The organism is Enterococcus sp. C63 (assembly GCF_040887215.1).
Taxonomy (GTDB): Bacteria; Bacillota; Bacilli; order Lactobacillales; family Enterococcaceae; genus Enterococcus_B; species Enterococcus_B hirae.
Genome location: NZ_JBFOFI010000001.1, coordinates 275,814 through 291,279 on the forward strand (window position 1 = coordinate 275,814; position 15,466 = coordinate 291,279).

Sequence of the window (15,466 nt, forward strand, 5' to 3'; positions counted from 1 at the left end):
TTTATGCCCATGCTGAAACGAATTAGTTGCCTTTCTCAATTAAGTTGTATACAATTTAATTGTACAAAATCAAATTTAAAGGAGTGTTTTTTATGAAAAAAATGTATTCTACAAAAATGATCAATACTGGTGGTCGTTCAGGTGAAGTTCATAGTCCAGATCATTCATTTGAACTTGCAATTGCGGCTCCTGGACGTCGTGTAGCCGATGCAACGAATCCTGAGCAATTATTTGCAGCAGGTTTCAGTGCTTGTTTCAATAGTGCGTTAGAATTGATTAAAAATCAAAAAAATATCTCTGGTGCTTCTACCATCAGTGCTCAAGTATCTTTGTATGCTGAAAATGAAATGAGTTTTGTTTTAGGCGTTGAAATTGAAGGTCATGTTGAAGGTCTTTCTTTAGAAGAAACACAAGAATTATTGGAAGCAGCTCATAAGGTTTGCCCATATTCTAAAGCAACTGCAGGTAATATTGAAGTGACATTGACTGCTGTTAACAGCTAGACATTTATTATAAAATCAGCTATGCTAACAAGGAACTACGAGAATCGAGGTGGAGAAAATGGAAGATTTATATTTAGAAAACCAGTTGTGCTTTCCTTTATATGCCACCTCTAAAGAAATCATTCGCTCGTACAACCCTTTGCTGAAGCCTTTAGATTTAACTTACACGCAATACCTGGTAATGCTTGTTTTATGGGAAAACCAACAAGTCACAATGAAAGAACTTGGTAGCTTACTTTGTTTAGATTCTGGAACCTTGACGCCCGTCATAAAAAAAATGGCTGACAAAGGCCTACTTCAAAGAAGAAGAGCAGATAAAGACGAGCGTATTACGATTCTATCACTGACTTCTAATGGAAAAGCTTTAGAAGAAAAAGCAAAAGATATTCCTGTTAAAATATTAGCGAGTCTTCCACTTGAACCGGATGAGCTTGTTCTTTTGCAAAAACTCAGCAAGAAAATGCTAACTAATTTTCGGGAAAAACACTAGGAACTAAACAGTCAAACTGCAGACATTGCTCATCAATGTCTGCAGTTTTTATTTTTTTCTTCCTAATTCCCTATTTCCGCTTTATAATCAAATATGTACGCTATGACTTAAATTACTTGGAGGTTGTTGATTTGTCTGTTTACCAACGCTTTTTGGCGAATGAAAAAATTCGTCGTATGACTGTTCTATTAATCATTATTGTAGTCCTTTTTCTTGTAAGAAGCATGATTACAACAATTTTACTAACTTTTATTTTTACGTATTTAATGATTCACTTAGTGCAAATTATCCAACGATTCATTAAGGTTCCAACCGGAGTATTAACCATTATTGTTTATGCTCTTGTGGTTTACCTAATCTATTTAGCATTTACAATTTATATCCCCGTCTTGGTACACCAAACATTTGACATGGTCAAATCAGTCATCAATTTCTATGAACATCAACCCAAAGACGCTGATCCGGTTTTACTTTATATCCATAATTACATTGAAAGAAATGATTTCTTTGAACAATTACAAAATGGTGCATCAATTGCTTTAGGCTATTTGCAAGACTTTGGTAAGATGGCTGTCGCCTTTACTATGTCTTTTATCTTAAGTTTCTTTTTTATGATCGAAAAGAAAAAAACAATCCTATTTTCCCGCTTATTCTTAAAAGGCGAATTTTCTTGGTTCTTCCAAGACATTTATTACTTTGCTGATAAATTTGTCAATACCTTTGGATTAGTATTAGAGGCACAGTTCATTATTGCTTTATTAAACACGATCCTCACAACGATTGCTTTAGCTGCTTTTGGTTTCCATCAGTTGCTTAGTTTAGCAATTATGATCTTTATTTTAAGTTTGATCCCAGTTGCTGGTGTCATTATCTCTTGTGTGCCCTTATCCTTTATTGCGTATTCTCAAGGTGGCATAAAAGATGTGGTTTACATCTTATTAACGATTTTAATCGTCCATTTACTTGAATCTTATGTTTTGAATCCAAAATTGATGTCTAGTAAAACAGAATTACCGATTTTCTATACCTTTATTGTATTATTGATCAGCGAACGCTTTTTAGGAGTATGGGGTTTGATTGTTGGTATTCCAATTTTTACATTCTTATTAGATATATTAAAAGTGAAAGAAATTCCCAACCATCCCCTCAAAGAGTGACTTTCTTTGAATCAGAACCTGTAAGATTTACTTCAGTTTAATTGTCATAAAAATTTTGTAACGTCTCTAGCTCTGAGAAATAAGTCGAAGAATCCCTTCTAGTTAGGGCATTCTTCGGCTTATTTTCCGCTAAAATTTTCTAGAACACCGCACACTTGTCTTGTTAATCCTTACAAAGTAAATCCATCTTAGAAAAGATCTTTTTTTATAAAAAGAGTTTTTTTATCAAAAATCAGTTTTTCTGGTAAAAAATTAAAATTGGTATTATCATTAATTTATATTAATAAAAGGAGGAGATGTATCATGTGTACATCCATTGTTTATGCAACTAAAGATCATTATTTTGGACGAAACTTAGATTTAGAGCTTTCTTATGGACAAGTAGTGACAATTACGCCTAGAAACTATCCTTTTAAATTTCGTCGAACGGATCCTCTACCCTCTCACTATGCGTTAATTGGTATGGCTGCAGTTGTTGATAATTATCCGTTATATTTTGAAGCAACAAATGAAAAAGGACTTAGCATGGCAGGTTTGAATTTCCCTGAAAATGCTCATTACTTTGAAGAAGACACTGGTAAAACCAATATCTCACCATTCGAATTTATCCCTTGGTTATTAGGAAAATGCGCAACAATCGATGAGGCAAAAAAATTACTTGCTGAGATCAACTTAGTAAATATCAATTTTAGTGAAGAACTTCCACTTTCTCCTCTTCACTGGATGCTTGCTGACCAAAATGAAGCTCTCGTGATCGAATCAACCATTGATGGTTTGAAAATTTACAATAATCCAGTCGGTGTATTAACAAATAATCCACCTTTTGATTATCAATTGTTTAATTTAAATAACTACCGTCATGTTTCTCCTACTGTATCTTCCAATCATTTTGCGAAAAATCTAGAGTTGGATGTGTATAGTCGTGGAATGGGTGGATTTGGCTTACCAGGCGATTTATCATCTGCTTCTCGTTTCGTAAAAGCTGCCTTTACAAAATGGCAATCAGTCTCAGGAGATTCAGAGATGGAGAGCGTGAACCAATTTTTCCATATATTAACATCCGTGGAACAACAAAAAGGATTGTGTGATGTAGGAAATGGGAAGTTTGAATATACGATCTATTCGTCTTGTTGTAACATGGACAAAGGGATCTATTACTATACTACTTACAACAATCACCAAATCACCGCAGTTGAAATGCATAAAGAAAATCTCGAAGGCACTGAATTGATTACTTATCCAGTGGTTGATCAAGAACAAATACATTATTTAAACAAATAAAAAATAAGTGATTTAATACTTATGGTTCATCACTTATTTTTCTAGTAATTTTCTATTTTATAAAGAAGAGAATGAGGATGTGCTCCTCATTCTCTTCTTTTAATAATAATGTTATTTGTTTGCTTTAACTTTGTTTTTCACTATTTCGTAACTTTCTCACTCCGAAAATAGAGAAAATGATAAATGTAAACCCAAGATACATAAAACTTGGTGTTGCTTTATCTGCTGTTTTTGGTAATTGACCACTTATACCATTACCAAGAGATTTTTCATTATTTGAGAAATTATCATTGTTTATTTCATAATTGTTTTCATTTTTAGGCGTTAAACTACCTGATAAAGACATCTGATGCGATTTTTCTTTGATCATATCTGGCAAAATTACTTGATTTTTCGTATTAACGTCAATTAAAGATTCCCCCACAGTTGGAAATTCTTCTCTCTTAGGTATCTCGATTTCCACTTGAGGTTTTTTCATTTCATCTGGCGTTGGATCAGTCGGTTCAACTGGATCTGGCTTTTCTTCCGGCGTTGGATCAGTCGGTTCAACTGGATCTGGCTTTTCTTCCGGTGTTGGATCAGTCGGTTCAACTGGATCTGGTTTTTCCTCCGGTGTTGGATCAGTCGGTTCGACTGGATCTGGCTTTTCTTCTGGCGTTGGATCAGTCGGTTCGACTGGATCTGGTTTTTCCTCCGGTGTTGGATCAGTCGGTTCGACTGGATCTGGTTTTTCCTCCGGTGTTGGATCAGTCGGTTCAACTGGATCTGGTTTTTCCTCCGGCGTTGGATCAGTCGGTTCAACTGGATCTGGTTTTTCCTCCGGTGTTGGATCAGTTGGTTCAATTTCTGGTAATTCGGTAAAATTATCCTCATCAACATTAAGCATTTCTTCAACTGTCTGACGTTGACTATAAGGCGTAAGATGCTGATTATCTGTCGGACTGCCATCAGCTACTTTGATCGTAAATAATGCTGGCTTTGTTAAATGTTGATTTAATGTTACAGTAAAGGTAAAACTAGCCTTATGTCCATTAATCTGAAGCGTAGTTGGATCGTACCCAATCGTCAATGCTGGATCAACATTCTCAAATACTACATTGGATTGTGAGATTGGTTGTCTATCGCCTGAATAGCTGACACTGGCTTTGACTGGTACCGTTTTTCCCACCGGAAATTTCATGATTCCTGAATTTGTTGTGGAAAATTCATCCTGTAGTGTGATACAATTCACGTTTGCCCACCCAGGCTCTTTCGTTTTAGTAACGATTGGGTGGTGCTCTTCAATCTTTACTTGTTGCGTTGCTTCGGCAGTTACCGATAGGCCTGTCAAAGCAACAGTAGCCATTATAAGTTTTAAGTGATTCATTTTTACATCTCCCCCGTTTCAAACACTTTTGGCTTGCAATACATAAGATAATACAAACGGCTAAAATATTATTACTGTTTTTTTGTTCAAAATAGCTAATTTTTTAGTAAAATGCTGGATGGAAAATCAAATGGAGGAATAACATGCAAACACAAGAAGCAATCAAAAAGTATCTTTTAAATAAAAAAAGTGTTACCAAGCTCAATATTTTTCTTTTTCTTGCAGAACACCCATTCTTCATTACCACTCACTACCTCGCTGATTATTTTGAGATGTCTGATTCTAATTTTTTGCTTTATCTCCAAGAATTAGAACAGGATTTTATGACACTTGATTTAGAAGATGTTTCTTTGATCAGGCAAAAGAAATTTGTCCAGTTAGATTTAAAGAATACAGATAGTGCAAAATGTTATTATGAATTATTTGGTAAATACTGTTTAGAATCGACAAATTTTAAAATTTTAACAGCCCTGTTAGAACCAACTGGTCATTCAATTGTTAGCATTAGTCAAACAACAAATTACAGCTCCTCTTATCTTTATTCCAAAATGAAAGCTGTCAATCAGTTCCTTAAATTGTATGGGATTGCATTTAAATTTACAGCTAAAGGAAAAAAAATCGTAGCAGGAACGGAAGTACAGATCCAGTATTGTTTTTTAGATGTTTATTGGAATATTTTTTCAAATACTTCTGTCCCCTATGGCATGGAAACCCCACAATCTATTACGTATGAACTAACAACTTATTTTAAACAAGAATTACTTGATGCCCTAAGTGGAGGGATGAAAGAGAAATTATTTTTACTATTAAAAATCTGTGTAGAGAACTTTCCAGTTACATCGTTGAAGAATGTCCAAAGAGAGTTTAAAGAATATGACTATATTGAGTACTTGGTTACTCCAGAATTTGATTTGCTTAACGATCATTTATCTATTTGTCATGAACAGCGGGTTTTAATCAACCTGTTAGCAAGATTAGCGATTTCAAAACTAGAAAGTGACGAGCTTAGCTTTCAACATTACCAAATGTTACTAGAAGCTAATGTTCCTTACATCGTTTACTCTAAAAAGCTAGTGGAGTCTTTTAGCCGACACTTTCATTTAAAAGTACCAGTCAACCAACAAAAACTTTATGCCTTGAACTTTGCTCGAAATAAACTTTTCAGTACTTTTTTGAATCCTGATCAACCCAATACTCCTTTACCTACCTATACTTTATATGAAGGAAAAGAAAATTTTGAAAACTTACAAAATGAGATCAAACAATTCTACGTCACTTTTAGACAAAAAATCAGTAAAGAGCTGCCAGATCTATTGATCAAAGAAAATATGCAATGGATCGTTGAAGACTTACTTCATTTGTATGATCGCTTTAAACCTCAACACTCGATCGTCATAGGTATCAATTACACCAAGGATTTTTATGTAAGTAAAGATTTGATGGTCAAAATCGAGCAGATCTTTTCTTCCGAGTCGATCATCATCCAAAAAAATTATATGGAAGAATGTGATATCATCGTCAGTGACTGTCCCTTAGAGCATCTGCCGCCACATATCAAAAAAATCTATTTATTGGACAATTATGTGACACCGCAAGAATGGAAAAAAGTAATTACTCAAATTGCTGGATATATCTTTGAATTAAAACAAGAAAATGATTATACATCTTGCACACCATTTTCTAATAAATGATCCAATGCAGCCGTTCATGGAAAAATAGTCGATGAATCCTACTAAACAAAGGAAGCAGCCACTATTCCCATGTACGGCTTTTTCTATTCTACCTATAAATAACCTCCTATTTTTACGAGACATTCTTAAAATAACCAAAAAACCTTTGACTTTGCAACCGTTATTAAATTATATTAATTATAAATAAAGCAAAATAAATTGGAGGTTTTCATATGTCATTGATTGGAAAAAAAGTTGGAGAATTTACCGCACAAGCTTATAAAAACGGAGAATTTATCGATATCAGCGATGCTAATCTTACTGGTAATTGGAGTATTATTTGCTTTTATCCAGCAGATTTCACTTTCGTATGTCCAACAGAATTAGAGGATTTACAGGAACAATACGATGAATTAAAATCACTAGGCGTCCAAGTATTTTCTTGTTCAACGGATACCCACTTTACACATAAAGCATGGCATGACTCATCTGAAGCTATCGGAAAAATAGAATATGCCATGATTGGCGACCCTTCTCACCACATTTCTCGTCTATTTGATGTATTGAATGAAGAAAGTGGACTTGCACAAAGAGGAACTTTTATCATAGATCCAGATGGTATCGTACAAGCAATGGAAATCAATGCTGATGGTATTGGACGTGACGCAAGTGCCTTGATTGACAAAATCAAAGCCGCACAATACGTACGTACGCATCCTGGTGAAGTTTGTCCAGCGAAATGGAAAGAAAGTGGTGAAACACTAAAACCTAGTTTCGATCTTGTTGGAAAGATTTAGAGGATGAGCCGATGTTAGATAAGGAAACGAAACAAAATTTAGCTCAATATCTTGATTTAATGGAAGCACCAGTTGTTTTTTCGGTTAGTATAGATGACACAGCCAATTCCCAACAACTATTCGAGTTTGTGAACGAAGTGGCAGATATGACTGATAAAATTACGGTTGAACAAAAGAAGTTGCCACGTACCCCTAGCTTTGAAATCAATTCTTTACAAAAAACTAGTGGGATCACTTTCGCAGGTATTCCTTTAGGCCACGAGTTTGCATCTTTCCTCCTTGCTTTATTACAAGTAAGTGGACGACCACCTAAAATAGCTGATACTTTGATTCAATCCATTTTAGAAATTAATCAGCCTCTACATTTTGAGAGCTATGTCAGTTTAACCTGTCACAACTGCCCTGATGTTGTTCAAGCGTTAAACATTTTAGCGGTTTTGAATCCGTTGATCACCCATACGATGATCGAAGGTGGGATGTATCAGCATGAAATCACTGAAAAACAAATCATGGCCGTGCCAACCGTCTTTTTAAACGAAAAAGAATTTGCTAGTGGACGAATGACGATTGAACAAATTTTAGGAAAAATAGCTGGCCCGAATCTAATGGAACAAAAGGAAATCAATACAAAAGAATTATTTGACGTTCTAGTTATCGGTGGCGGTCCAGCAGCAAGCAGCGCAGCGATTTACGCAGTTAGAAAAGGCCTCCGTACTGGACTCGTAACTGATACACTTGGCGGTCAAGTCGTAGAAACGTTAGGCATCGAAAATCTAATCGGTACACCTTACACAGAAGGTCCACGATTGATGAAACAAGTCGAAGAACATTTACGGTCTTATCCTGTTGATGTTATGACAAATCAACAAGTTGTGTCACTAAAAAAAGTAGCAGATCTCTTTGAAATCAATTTAAAAAGCGGCAATCAGCTGAAATCAAAAACAACGATTGTTGCAACAGGAGCTCATTGGCGTTCAATCAATGTTCCTGGTGAAAAAGAATTTAAAAACAAAGGAATTGCCTATTGTCCTCATTGCGATGGTCCCCTCTTTGCCGGAAAAGAAATCGCAGTGATTGGTGGTGGAAATTCAGGGATTGAAGCTGCCATTGATTTAGCTGGGTTGGCGAAACATGTATATATTTTAGAGTTTCTTCCGACACTTAAAGCAGATCAAGTATTACAAGATAAACTAGCTACTTTAACAAATGTCACTGTCATTCTAAATGCCCAGACGAAAGAAATCAGTGGTCAGACAAAGGTTGATTCGTTGAGTTATATCGACCGTTCCACCCAGGACGAACACACAATAGCTGTTTCAGGTGTGTTTATTCTGATTGGTTTGGTTCCTAATACGGATTGGTTAGTTGGAACACTTGAGTTAAATGATCGAGGAGAAATCATCACTGATGCCCATGGTGCTACCAGTGAATCAGGACTTTACGCTGCTGGTGATTGCACAGATAGTGCTTATAAACAGATCATTATTGCTATGGGTTCGGGTGCTACAGCAGCCCTTGGTGCATTCGACTATTTGATGAGAAAAGAATAACTTTGCTACAAATCTCAAAAGGTTAAGACAAGTTTATTCATCAACTTGCCTTAGCCTTTTGTTTATTCTTTTTTTACAATTGCGATAAGTACACATTTATTGAACAAACGAATATAATAAAAGAAAACTTATCGTAGGAGGTGCTATCATGAATCAACGAATTTTCACCATGAGTTTCTCAAGTGTCTACCCTCTCTATGTAAAAAAAGCTGAGAAAAAAGGATACTCTCGGTCAGAAGTGGATGAAATCATCCGCTGGTTGACTGGTTATACCGAAGAAGAATTACAAAAACAACTGAAAAATGAAGTAACGTTCCAAGTCTTCTTTGAACAAGCACCCAAACTGAATCCAAACAGACAGTTGATAACTGGGGTGATTTGTGGTGTGCGAGTGGAAACGATCAAAGACCCACTGATGCAGGAAATACGTTATTTAGATAAGCTAATTGATGAACTTGCAAAAGGCAAGAAAATGGATAAAATATTAAGAAGCTAAATCAAAAACAGGTTTTTGTTTGGTAGAATAACCGTTTACCGTTACAATAGAATAAAAGGAGGTTATGTTATGTTTGAAATGATACGTACTAATTTTCAGCGTTACGCATTGCTAAGGTCAGCCATTTACATCATTGCCGGACTTGCAATTGTGATCAATCCGACAGCTGTATTCCATTTTATTGGCTACCTCATTACAGCGTATTTTGTTTTATTGGGGATTTTGAATCTTTTAGAAGCAAATAAAAACCGAAAACAAACGGGTGCATGGGGATTTGGTTTAATTAGCGGGATTGCATTTTTTATTCTCGCACTAATCGTGTGGGTCTTTGCAGCAGCAATCGTCTCGCTCTTACCAGTTATCTTAGGTTTAGTTATTATCCTAAAAAGTCTCTTTCAATTATTCGTTGGACTTAACACCCGTTCGAAAGGTTGGAGTGCTTATAGTATTCTCTTATTGATTGGTGGTTTGATTTTATTATTCAATCCATTCAAAAGCGTCATGGTACTCTTCCAATTATTTGGTGGACTACTAATTTTCATGGGTATCTCAGAAATCATTAGCTATTTTAAAGTGAACAAGAGATATTCGTAAGTAAATAAGAGGTTGCATGACTATTAGTTTACCTAGAAGATGGAAGAAGTTGCTTTTTCCAAATGACTTTCGTTTCTAGGGGGAAACTTTCTGATTGCTCCCTCTTTTTATTTGCTTTAAAATTTTTCATTTTCCGAGTCTCTGATTGCTGATTTCTTATGCAATCTCTTTTTACCACAAATAAAATAATTAATGTTATTATATATTTGAGACTATTGAATAAAGAAAGGTTTGACTATCTTATGGAGTTTATTGGTATCTTGTGTCTAATCCTTGTTGCAACTACAATTGGTTCGCATATTTCAAGAAGATTTGGGATTCCGGCTGTTATTGGGCAATTGTTAGTTGGTGTATTACTAGGACAAGCAGGACTTGGCTGGGTTCATCCAAATATTTTAGTTCATGATTTTTCTGAAATTGGTGTCATTTTGCTGATGTTCTTAGCAGGTTTGGAAAGTGATTTATCCTTATTGAAAAAATATTTTAAACCAGGGATGTTTGTAGCACTTTTAGGAATCCTCTTCCCTGTCTTTTTCGGTTGGCTTACTGGCGAGGCGTTTCAAGTAGCGAACAATGAAGCAATCTTTTTTGGGATTATTTTAGCTGCGACTTCTGTTAGTATCTCTGTCGAAGTACTAAAAGAACTGAATGTTGTGAATACGAAGGAAGGATCAACGATTCTAGGTGCCTCTGTTGTTGATGATATTCTGGTTGTTCTAGTGCTAAGCTTCAGTCTATCTTTTTTAACAGGTAAGTCTACGAGCAACCTTCCCCTTCCTTTACTCTTGTTGGAACAACTATTCTATTTCTTATTTATCTTTTTATTAGTGAAATGGATCGCTCCATTTTTAATGTCTCTAGCAGAAAAAATCTATGCGAATTCAGCCATTATCATTATGTCATTAGTCATTTGCCTAGGAATGTCTTATTTAGCAGACCTGATTGGGTTAAGTTCAGTAATTGGGGCATTTTTTGCTGGGATTGCAGTGAGTCAAACAAAAGTAAAACATGAAGTTTACAATAATGTTGAAGCTTTAGGATATGCAGTATTCATCCCCGTCTTTTTTGTGAGTGTTGGTTTAGAAGTAGATTTTTCTAACTTTAGTGAACAGATACTATTTATTTTGATTTTGACACTCGTAGCGATTCTGACTAAACTTATTGGCGGATATATTGGAGCAAAATTCTCTGGTTTTTCTTCCAACAGTGCACTCATGGTAGGAGCTGGTATGATTTCTCGTGGTGAAATGGCACTGATCATTTTACAGATCGGACAACAAAGCAACTTGATTGAAAATCAGTACTACTCTCCTTTAGTGATCGTTGTTTTGTTAAGTACTCTGATCTCACCTCTGATTCTTAAATATTTCACTAAAAAAGTATACGCCAATTAACTTACTATCTATCAATGAATGTTGTGATGATAATGTCCATTCGTTATACTAGAGAAAAAGGACGGTGAAAAATGGACTCAAGACTTAAATTGATTAGTGAGATGGTCGATCTGACTAACGAGATCACTTGGCGTAATAAACCAAAATTAGAACAAGTACTCGAAGGCTATTCTTTAAATGAGATCGACTTAATCGAAAAAGTAGCATCAATTCCAAATCCAAATGTAACCAAATTAGCAAATGCTAGTTACATGACTCGTGGAGCGATTAGTAAGCTAACTAAAAAAATGATCACTAACGGCTTACTTGAAAGCTATCAGAAACCTGAAAATAAAAAAGAGCGTTACTTTCGCCTGACAGCTGAAGGTCAGCGTATTAACAAAATGCATCAAAAGCTCCATGAAGAATTTCTCAAAGAAAATGAGGTCGTTTTTCAACAAATGACTAAGGAAGAGTTTGATACTGTTTTTCGTTTTATCGGTCGCTTTAGAGAAAATTTAAAAAGAACAAAACTAGAAAAATAAAGTGCATGTGTAATCAACCGTGATCTTAAGATCACGGTTGATTTTTTGCTCTCTTCTTCGTTAGATTTCATTCTTCTATCGTAGTATCTCTCCGTTTATTGTTGACAAGGAAACAATAAACAGATACTATATAAAATGTTTCCTAGGAAACATTTTATAGCTAAGGAGTTTTGATATGAATACAACAATCAACAAACATGCACTCGTTTTTGGTTTCACTTCGGTCTTTTTGATTGGATTAGGGTTAACAATCGTTAATCCGGTCATCCCATTTATGGTAGAGCAATACACAAAAAACACACAGCAACAAGCAACCACGGTGACACTACTCAGTGCGATCTATGCTTTTTCCATGTTTTTAGCCGCCCCTATGTTAGGCGCACTCAGTGATCGGTTTGGTCGGAAAATTATTTTGATCAGTAGTTTGTTTGGCTCTGCGATTGGGTACTATTTATTTGGCTTTGGTGGAGCTTTATGGATACTTTTTCTTGGTAGAATAATTGAGGGGCTGACCGGCGGCGAAATCTCAGCTATTCTTGCCTATTTTGCTGATTTGACGCCAATTGAAAGTCGAACAAAATATTTTGGATGGATTAGCGCGACGGTTGGGATTGGAACTGCAGCAGGTCCTTTGATTGGTGGGTTCTTGGCACAGTACGGACCAGCAACTCCCTTATACGTTGCCTCCTTTTTGTCTTTGAGTAATGCGGTTTACGGTTATTTTTTCATGCCTGAAAGTTTGACTAAACGTGAACGTACAAGAAATCTTTCTCTTCAGCAAATCAATCCCTTCAAGCAACTCCAATTGGTTTTCACTTTTCGATCAGTCAAATGGTTATTGATCACAGGTTTTTTGATTTGGCTACCCAACGGTTCATTCCAAGCGATTTTTGCTCAATTTTCAATTGATACTTTCCATCTATCGCCAATTATCATCGGTTTTACTTTCTCGTTAATTGGCATTATGGACATTTTTGCTCAACTGTTGATTATGCCGATTTTATTAAAATTTTGGCGAGAAAACCAGATCATTACTATGGGTATTACCAGTGAAATGATTGGTTATTCTGTCATCATACTTTCCGCTTTTTATGGCTCGATCCCCTGCTTTATCATCGGCATGGTCTTTTTCGGGCTAGGTGATGCGATTTTTAGTCCTTCCTATAATGGTTTGATTTCAACGTATGCTAGCAAAGAGGACCAAGGGAAAATCCAAGGGGCTTCACAAAGCATCCAAGCATTAGCTAGAGTGATCGGTCCGATGATCGGTGGTCAACTATATGCTAATTTCCATCATACGATGCCATTCATTATTGGATTCATTTTATTAGGTTTAGCTACTTTTATCGTTAAACCAAAGGTAAAAAGATCATTCTAAAGCATCCCTATATAAAAAAACTAATCGAGTGACTGTAGTATTCTAAATAATTTAGGTTTCCTAGTCCAAATGTAAGTAGTGACTACAGTCATTGATTAGTTTTATTCATTCGTCTATTGATAGTTTTGATTCAAGTATTGGAGCAACTCAGGTGCACGTTTCGTTGCAGAATCACCTTCTGCTTTATCTTCTAACATGCTGATCATGAGATAACCATTTGTATCAGGATTCACAGCAAATAGGAAGCTATTTTCTTGTCCTTTTTCATCTTGTTTTTCTTTGATTTCCGCTGTACCAGTTTTTGCTGCTATTGGTATGCCTAAAGCAGCTAAAGAATGAGCGGTACCATTCGTATCTTGAACAACATCTTTCAAATCTGGCAGAATCGTCTGTACAGCTGTTGAAGCAATGACATTTTGTTTAACTTTCGTTTCTTTATCCATCTCTAATTTTGGATAAACGAGATTTCCATTATTAGCAAAAACAGAATACATCGTTGCTTGTTGGATCGGATTGATCAATAGTTCTCCCTGCCCATAACCAGTATCTGCTAATAAGATTTCTGACTTGAAACTATCCTTATTTGAGATTTGTGCGGGATTCATGCTGATCGGCAAATCTAAGTCTTCCCCAAAAATGAATTTATTTAATCCTTCGCGGAATTTCTTCTCACCCATTTTCAAGGTTTCTTGAGCCATATAGATATTATCTGAATAAATCATTGCATTTCTCAGATTGACTTGAGGCACATCGCTGACACGAGTAACTTGATACGATCCCCATGATTGGTCTTTTTGCCATTTCAATCCATTGATCGTCAATACTTCGTCTGGATTCAGCGTTTGATTATCTAATCCGATTGCGGCAGTAATCATTTTAAATGTAGATCCGGGAGCGTAACCGGTAGCAAAACGACTAATAAATGGTTGGTCTTTATTTTCAGTATAGGCTTGATAATCTTCTTGGGAGATTCCATTTGTCATTTTGTTTGGATCATAACTTGGAGAGCTCGCTAATACTAACAACTCACCCGTTTTTGGCGAAGTCGCTACTGTTGAACCCGCTTTTCCACCTAAACTATCAAATGCGATTTTTTGAGCATCTGCATCAAGAGTCAATTTGATATCCTGACCATTTTTCACTTCTTGATCAATCAATACTTCTTTTTCTGTCCCATCAGCATCCGTAATACTCAATTTCCCCCCATTGGTGCCACGTAGTTCTTTGTCATAAGTCATTTCCAGACCAGAACGACCAATTTCACCATTACTACTTAATTCAGCATTCTTTTTGATATCTTCTGCTGAGATATCGCCAACATAACCAATCAATTGCGCTGCTGCTTCGCCTAACGGATAGGTGCGACCATCAACTTCTTGGATCGCTGCTCCGCTTGGCAATTCGGGGGTTTGTCCATCAATGATTTTTAGAGGAACAAAGTAGTCCGGTTGTACCCAACTTTGAGAGATAGCTTGATTGATTTCATCTTCTGAAAGATCGAAAGCTGCAGCAATTGCTTTGATGTTTGCTGTTTTCTCTTCTTTTTCTCCCAGCTTTCTAGGAACGATCCCTAACTGTTTCAATTTGCCCGTCGTTGCTAATTTCTTTCCATTTCGATCAAGGATATCGCCTCTTTTAGCTTCCTCACTAGTCAGACTTACTTTGTCTGTATCTTCCATTTGAGGAAAAATCAAGTTCGGCTGCCAGTTGATTTTGATCTGATCATTTTTATTTGTCAAAGTTCCTTTATATGATAGGTCTTTTAATTCGCCTAAGCTTGTATTCATTTTAGCTTTATAAGAAAAAGAATAGGTTTCACTATCTTTTTTCGTCACTTTTAAATTAGAGATTTCCAAGCCTTTTATGGCCACAGCTCCGTAAATGTTTTGGTATTTTTCAAGAGCTTCTTTTTCAGAAATTGTCTTCTTAGTCTGTGAATCAATTTGCGTGTATGACATCGCCTTTTTGTAATCGCCAGTACTTAAACGTTCCGCAAACTGTTGGATCGTTTTTTCTCCTGCTGAAACCACTTGCTCTTCTTGCGTTTTTTGATAGTAAAAATACCCGCCACCAGCCGCAAGAACCAAAACAAGGGCGCTTGTTAGATAAACACCAGTCTTGTTCCTACGATGATTGTCACTTCGTTTCATTTTGTCCCTCCGCTCACATTTTCTTATCTTAACTTCTATCCATTTTACCATAAGAAAAGAAGCTAGAACACAACGACAATCGCTTGTTTCTAACTTCTTACACTTTAAATAAAATG

Annotated in this window: 14 protein-coding genes; 12 read left to right on the forward strand and 2 right to left on the reverse strand. The window is 36.0% G+C overall.

Annotated features, from left to right (window positions below; translation table 11 throughout):
- Positions 1–92 precede the first annotated feature (92 nt).
- The 4 genes from AB3H90_RS01240 to bsh all read left to right on the forward strand — a co-directional run bounded on the left by AB3H90_RS01240 (position 93) and on the right by bsh (position 3,431).
- Entirely contained in the window at positions 93–503 is a 411-nt protein-coding gene (locus AB3H90_RS01240; RefSeq protein ID WP_010719118.1) for an organic hydroperoxide resistance protein, read from the forward strand.
- A gap of 58 nt (positions 504–561) precedes the next feature.
- Positions 562–993: a MarR family winged helix-turn-helix transcriptional regulator gene (locus tag AB3H90_RS01245; protein ID WP_368015997.1), complete on the forward strand. Its 432-nt coding sequence runs from the start codon at positions 562–564 to the stop codon at positions 991–993.
- 131 nt (positions 994–1,124) lie between these two features.
- Entirely contained in the window at positions 1,125–2,150 is a 1,026-nt protein-coding gene (locus tag AB3H90_RS01250) for an AI-2E family transporter (RefSeq protein ID WP_010737621.1), read from the forward strand.
- Positions 2,151–2,453: 303 nt separating this feature from the next.
- The gene (bsh, locus tag AB3H90_RS01255) at positions 2,454–3,431 is read left to right on the forward strand and encodes a choloylglycine hydrolase (protein WP_368015998.1); all 978 of its coding nucleotides are present in this window, start codon (positions 2,454–2,456) and stop codon (positions 3,429–3,431) included.
- Positions 3,432–3,555: 124 nt separating this feature from the next.
- Here the strand turns inward: bsh and AB3H90_RS01260 are convergent, their stop codons facing one another.
- Positions 3,556–4,797, reverse strand: a complete 1,242-nt coding sequence (locus tag AB3H90_RS01260) for an LPXTG cell wall anchor domain-containing protein (protein ID WP_368015999.1) — start codon at positions 4,795–4,797, stop codon at positions 3,556–3,558.
- A 143-nt stretch (positions 4,798–4,940) separates the two neighbouring features.
- Here AB3H90_RS01260 and AB3H90_RS01265 point away from each other — a divergent pair, with 143 nt between their 5' ends.
- The 8 genes from AB3H90_RS01265 to AB3H90_RS01300 all read left to right on the forward strand — a co-directional run bounded on the left by AB3H90_RS01265 (position 4,941) and on the right by AB3H90_RS01300 (position 13,200).
- On the forward strand, positions 4,941–6,488 hold the full coding sequence (locus AB3H90_RS01265) for a helix-turn-helix domain-containing protein (protein ID WP_034866539.1): 1,548 nt from the start codon (positions 4,941–4,943) through the stop codon (positions 6,486–6,488).
- Between the two features lie 212 nt (positions 6,489–6,700).
- On the forward strand, positions 6,701–7,264 hold the full coding sequence (ahpC, locus tag AB3H90_RS01270; protein WP_010737626.1) for an alkyl hydroperoxide reductase subunit C: 564 nt from the start codon (positions 6,701–6,703) through the stop codon (positions 7,262–7,264).
- Between the two features lie 11 nt (positions 7,265–7,275).
- Positions 7,276–8,814 carry an alkyl hydroperoxide reductase subunit F gene (gene ahpF, locus AB3H90_RS01275; RefSeq protein WP_368016000.1) on the forward strand — a complete coding sequence of 513 codons (1,539 nt, stop codon included), beginning with the start codon at positions 7,276–7,278 and terminating at the stop codon, positions 8,812–8,814.
- Positions 8,815–8,962: 148 nt separating this feature from the next.
- Positions 8,963–9,310 carry a DUF2200 domain-containing protein gene (locus tag AB3H90_RS01280; protein WP_342081738.1) on the forward strand — a complete coding sequence of 116 codons (348 nt, stop codon included), beginning with the start codon at positions 8,963–8,965 and terminating at the stop codon, positions 9,308–9,310.
- A 69-nt stretch (positions 9,311–9,379) separates the two neighbouring features.
- On the forward strand, positions 9,380–9,904 hold the full coding sequence (locus tag AB3H90_RS01285) for a DUF308 domain-containing protein (RefSeq protein WP_096710311.1): 525 nt from the start codon (positions 9,380–9,382) through the stop codon (positions 9,902–9,904).
- A gap of 242 nt (positions 9,905–10,146) precedes the next feature.
- Positions 10,147–11,298: a cation:proton antiporter gene (locus tag AB3H90_RS01290; protein ID WP_368016002.1), complete on the forward strand. Its 1,152-nt coding sequence runs from the start codon at positions 10,147–10,149 to the stop codon at positions 11,296–11,298.
- Positions 11,299–11,369: 71 nt separating this feature from the next.
- A complete protein-coding gene (locus AB3H90_RS01295; protein ID WP_063627145.1) occupies positions 11,370–11,822 on the forward strand; it encodes a MarR family transcriptional regulator in 453 nt (150 codons plus the stop codon).
- A 175-nt stretch (positions 11,823–11,997) separates the two neighbouring features.
- On the forward strand, positions 11,998–13,200 hold the full coding sequence (locus AB3H90_RS01300) for an MFS transporter (protein WP_368016004.1): 1,203 nt from the start codon (positions 11,998–12,000) through the stop codon (positions 13,198–13,200).
- 113 nt (positions 13,201–13,313) lie between these two features.
- Here AB3H90_RS01300 and AB3H90_RS01305 read toward each other — a convergent pair whose 3' ends face one another.
- The gene (locus AB3H90_RS01305) at positions 13,314–15,350 is read right to left on the reverse strand and encodes a penicillin-binding transpeptidase domain-containing protein (RefSeq protein WP_368016005.1); all 2,037 of its coding nucleotides are present in this window, start codon (positions 15,348–15,350) and stop codon (positions 13,314–13,316) included.
- Positions 15,351–15,466 lie beyond the last annotated feature (116 nt).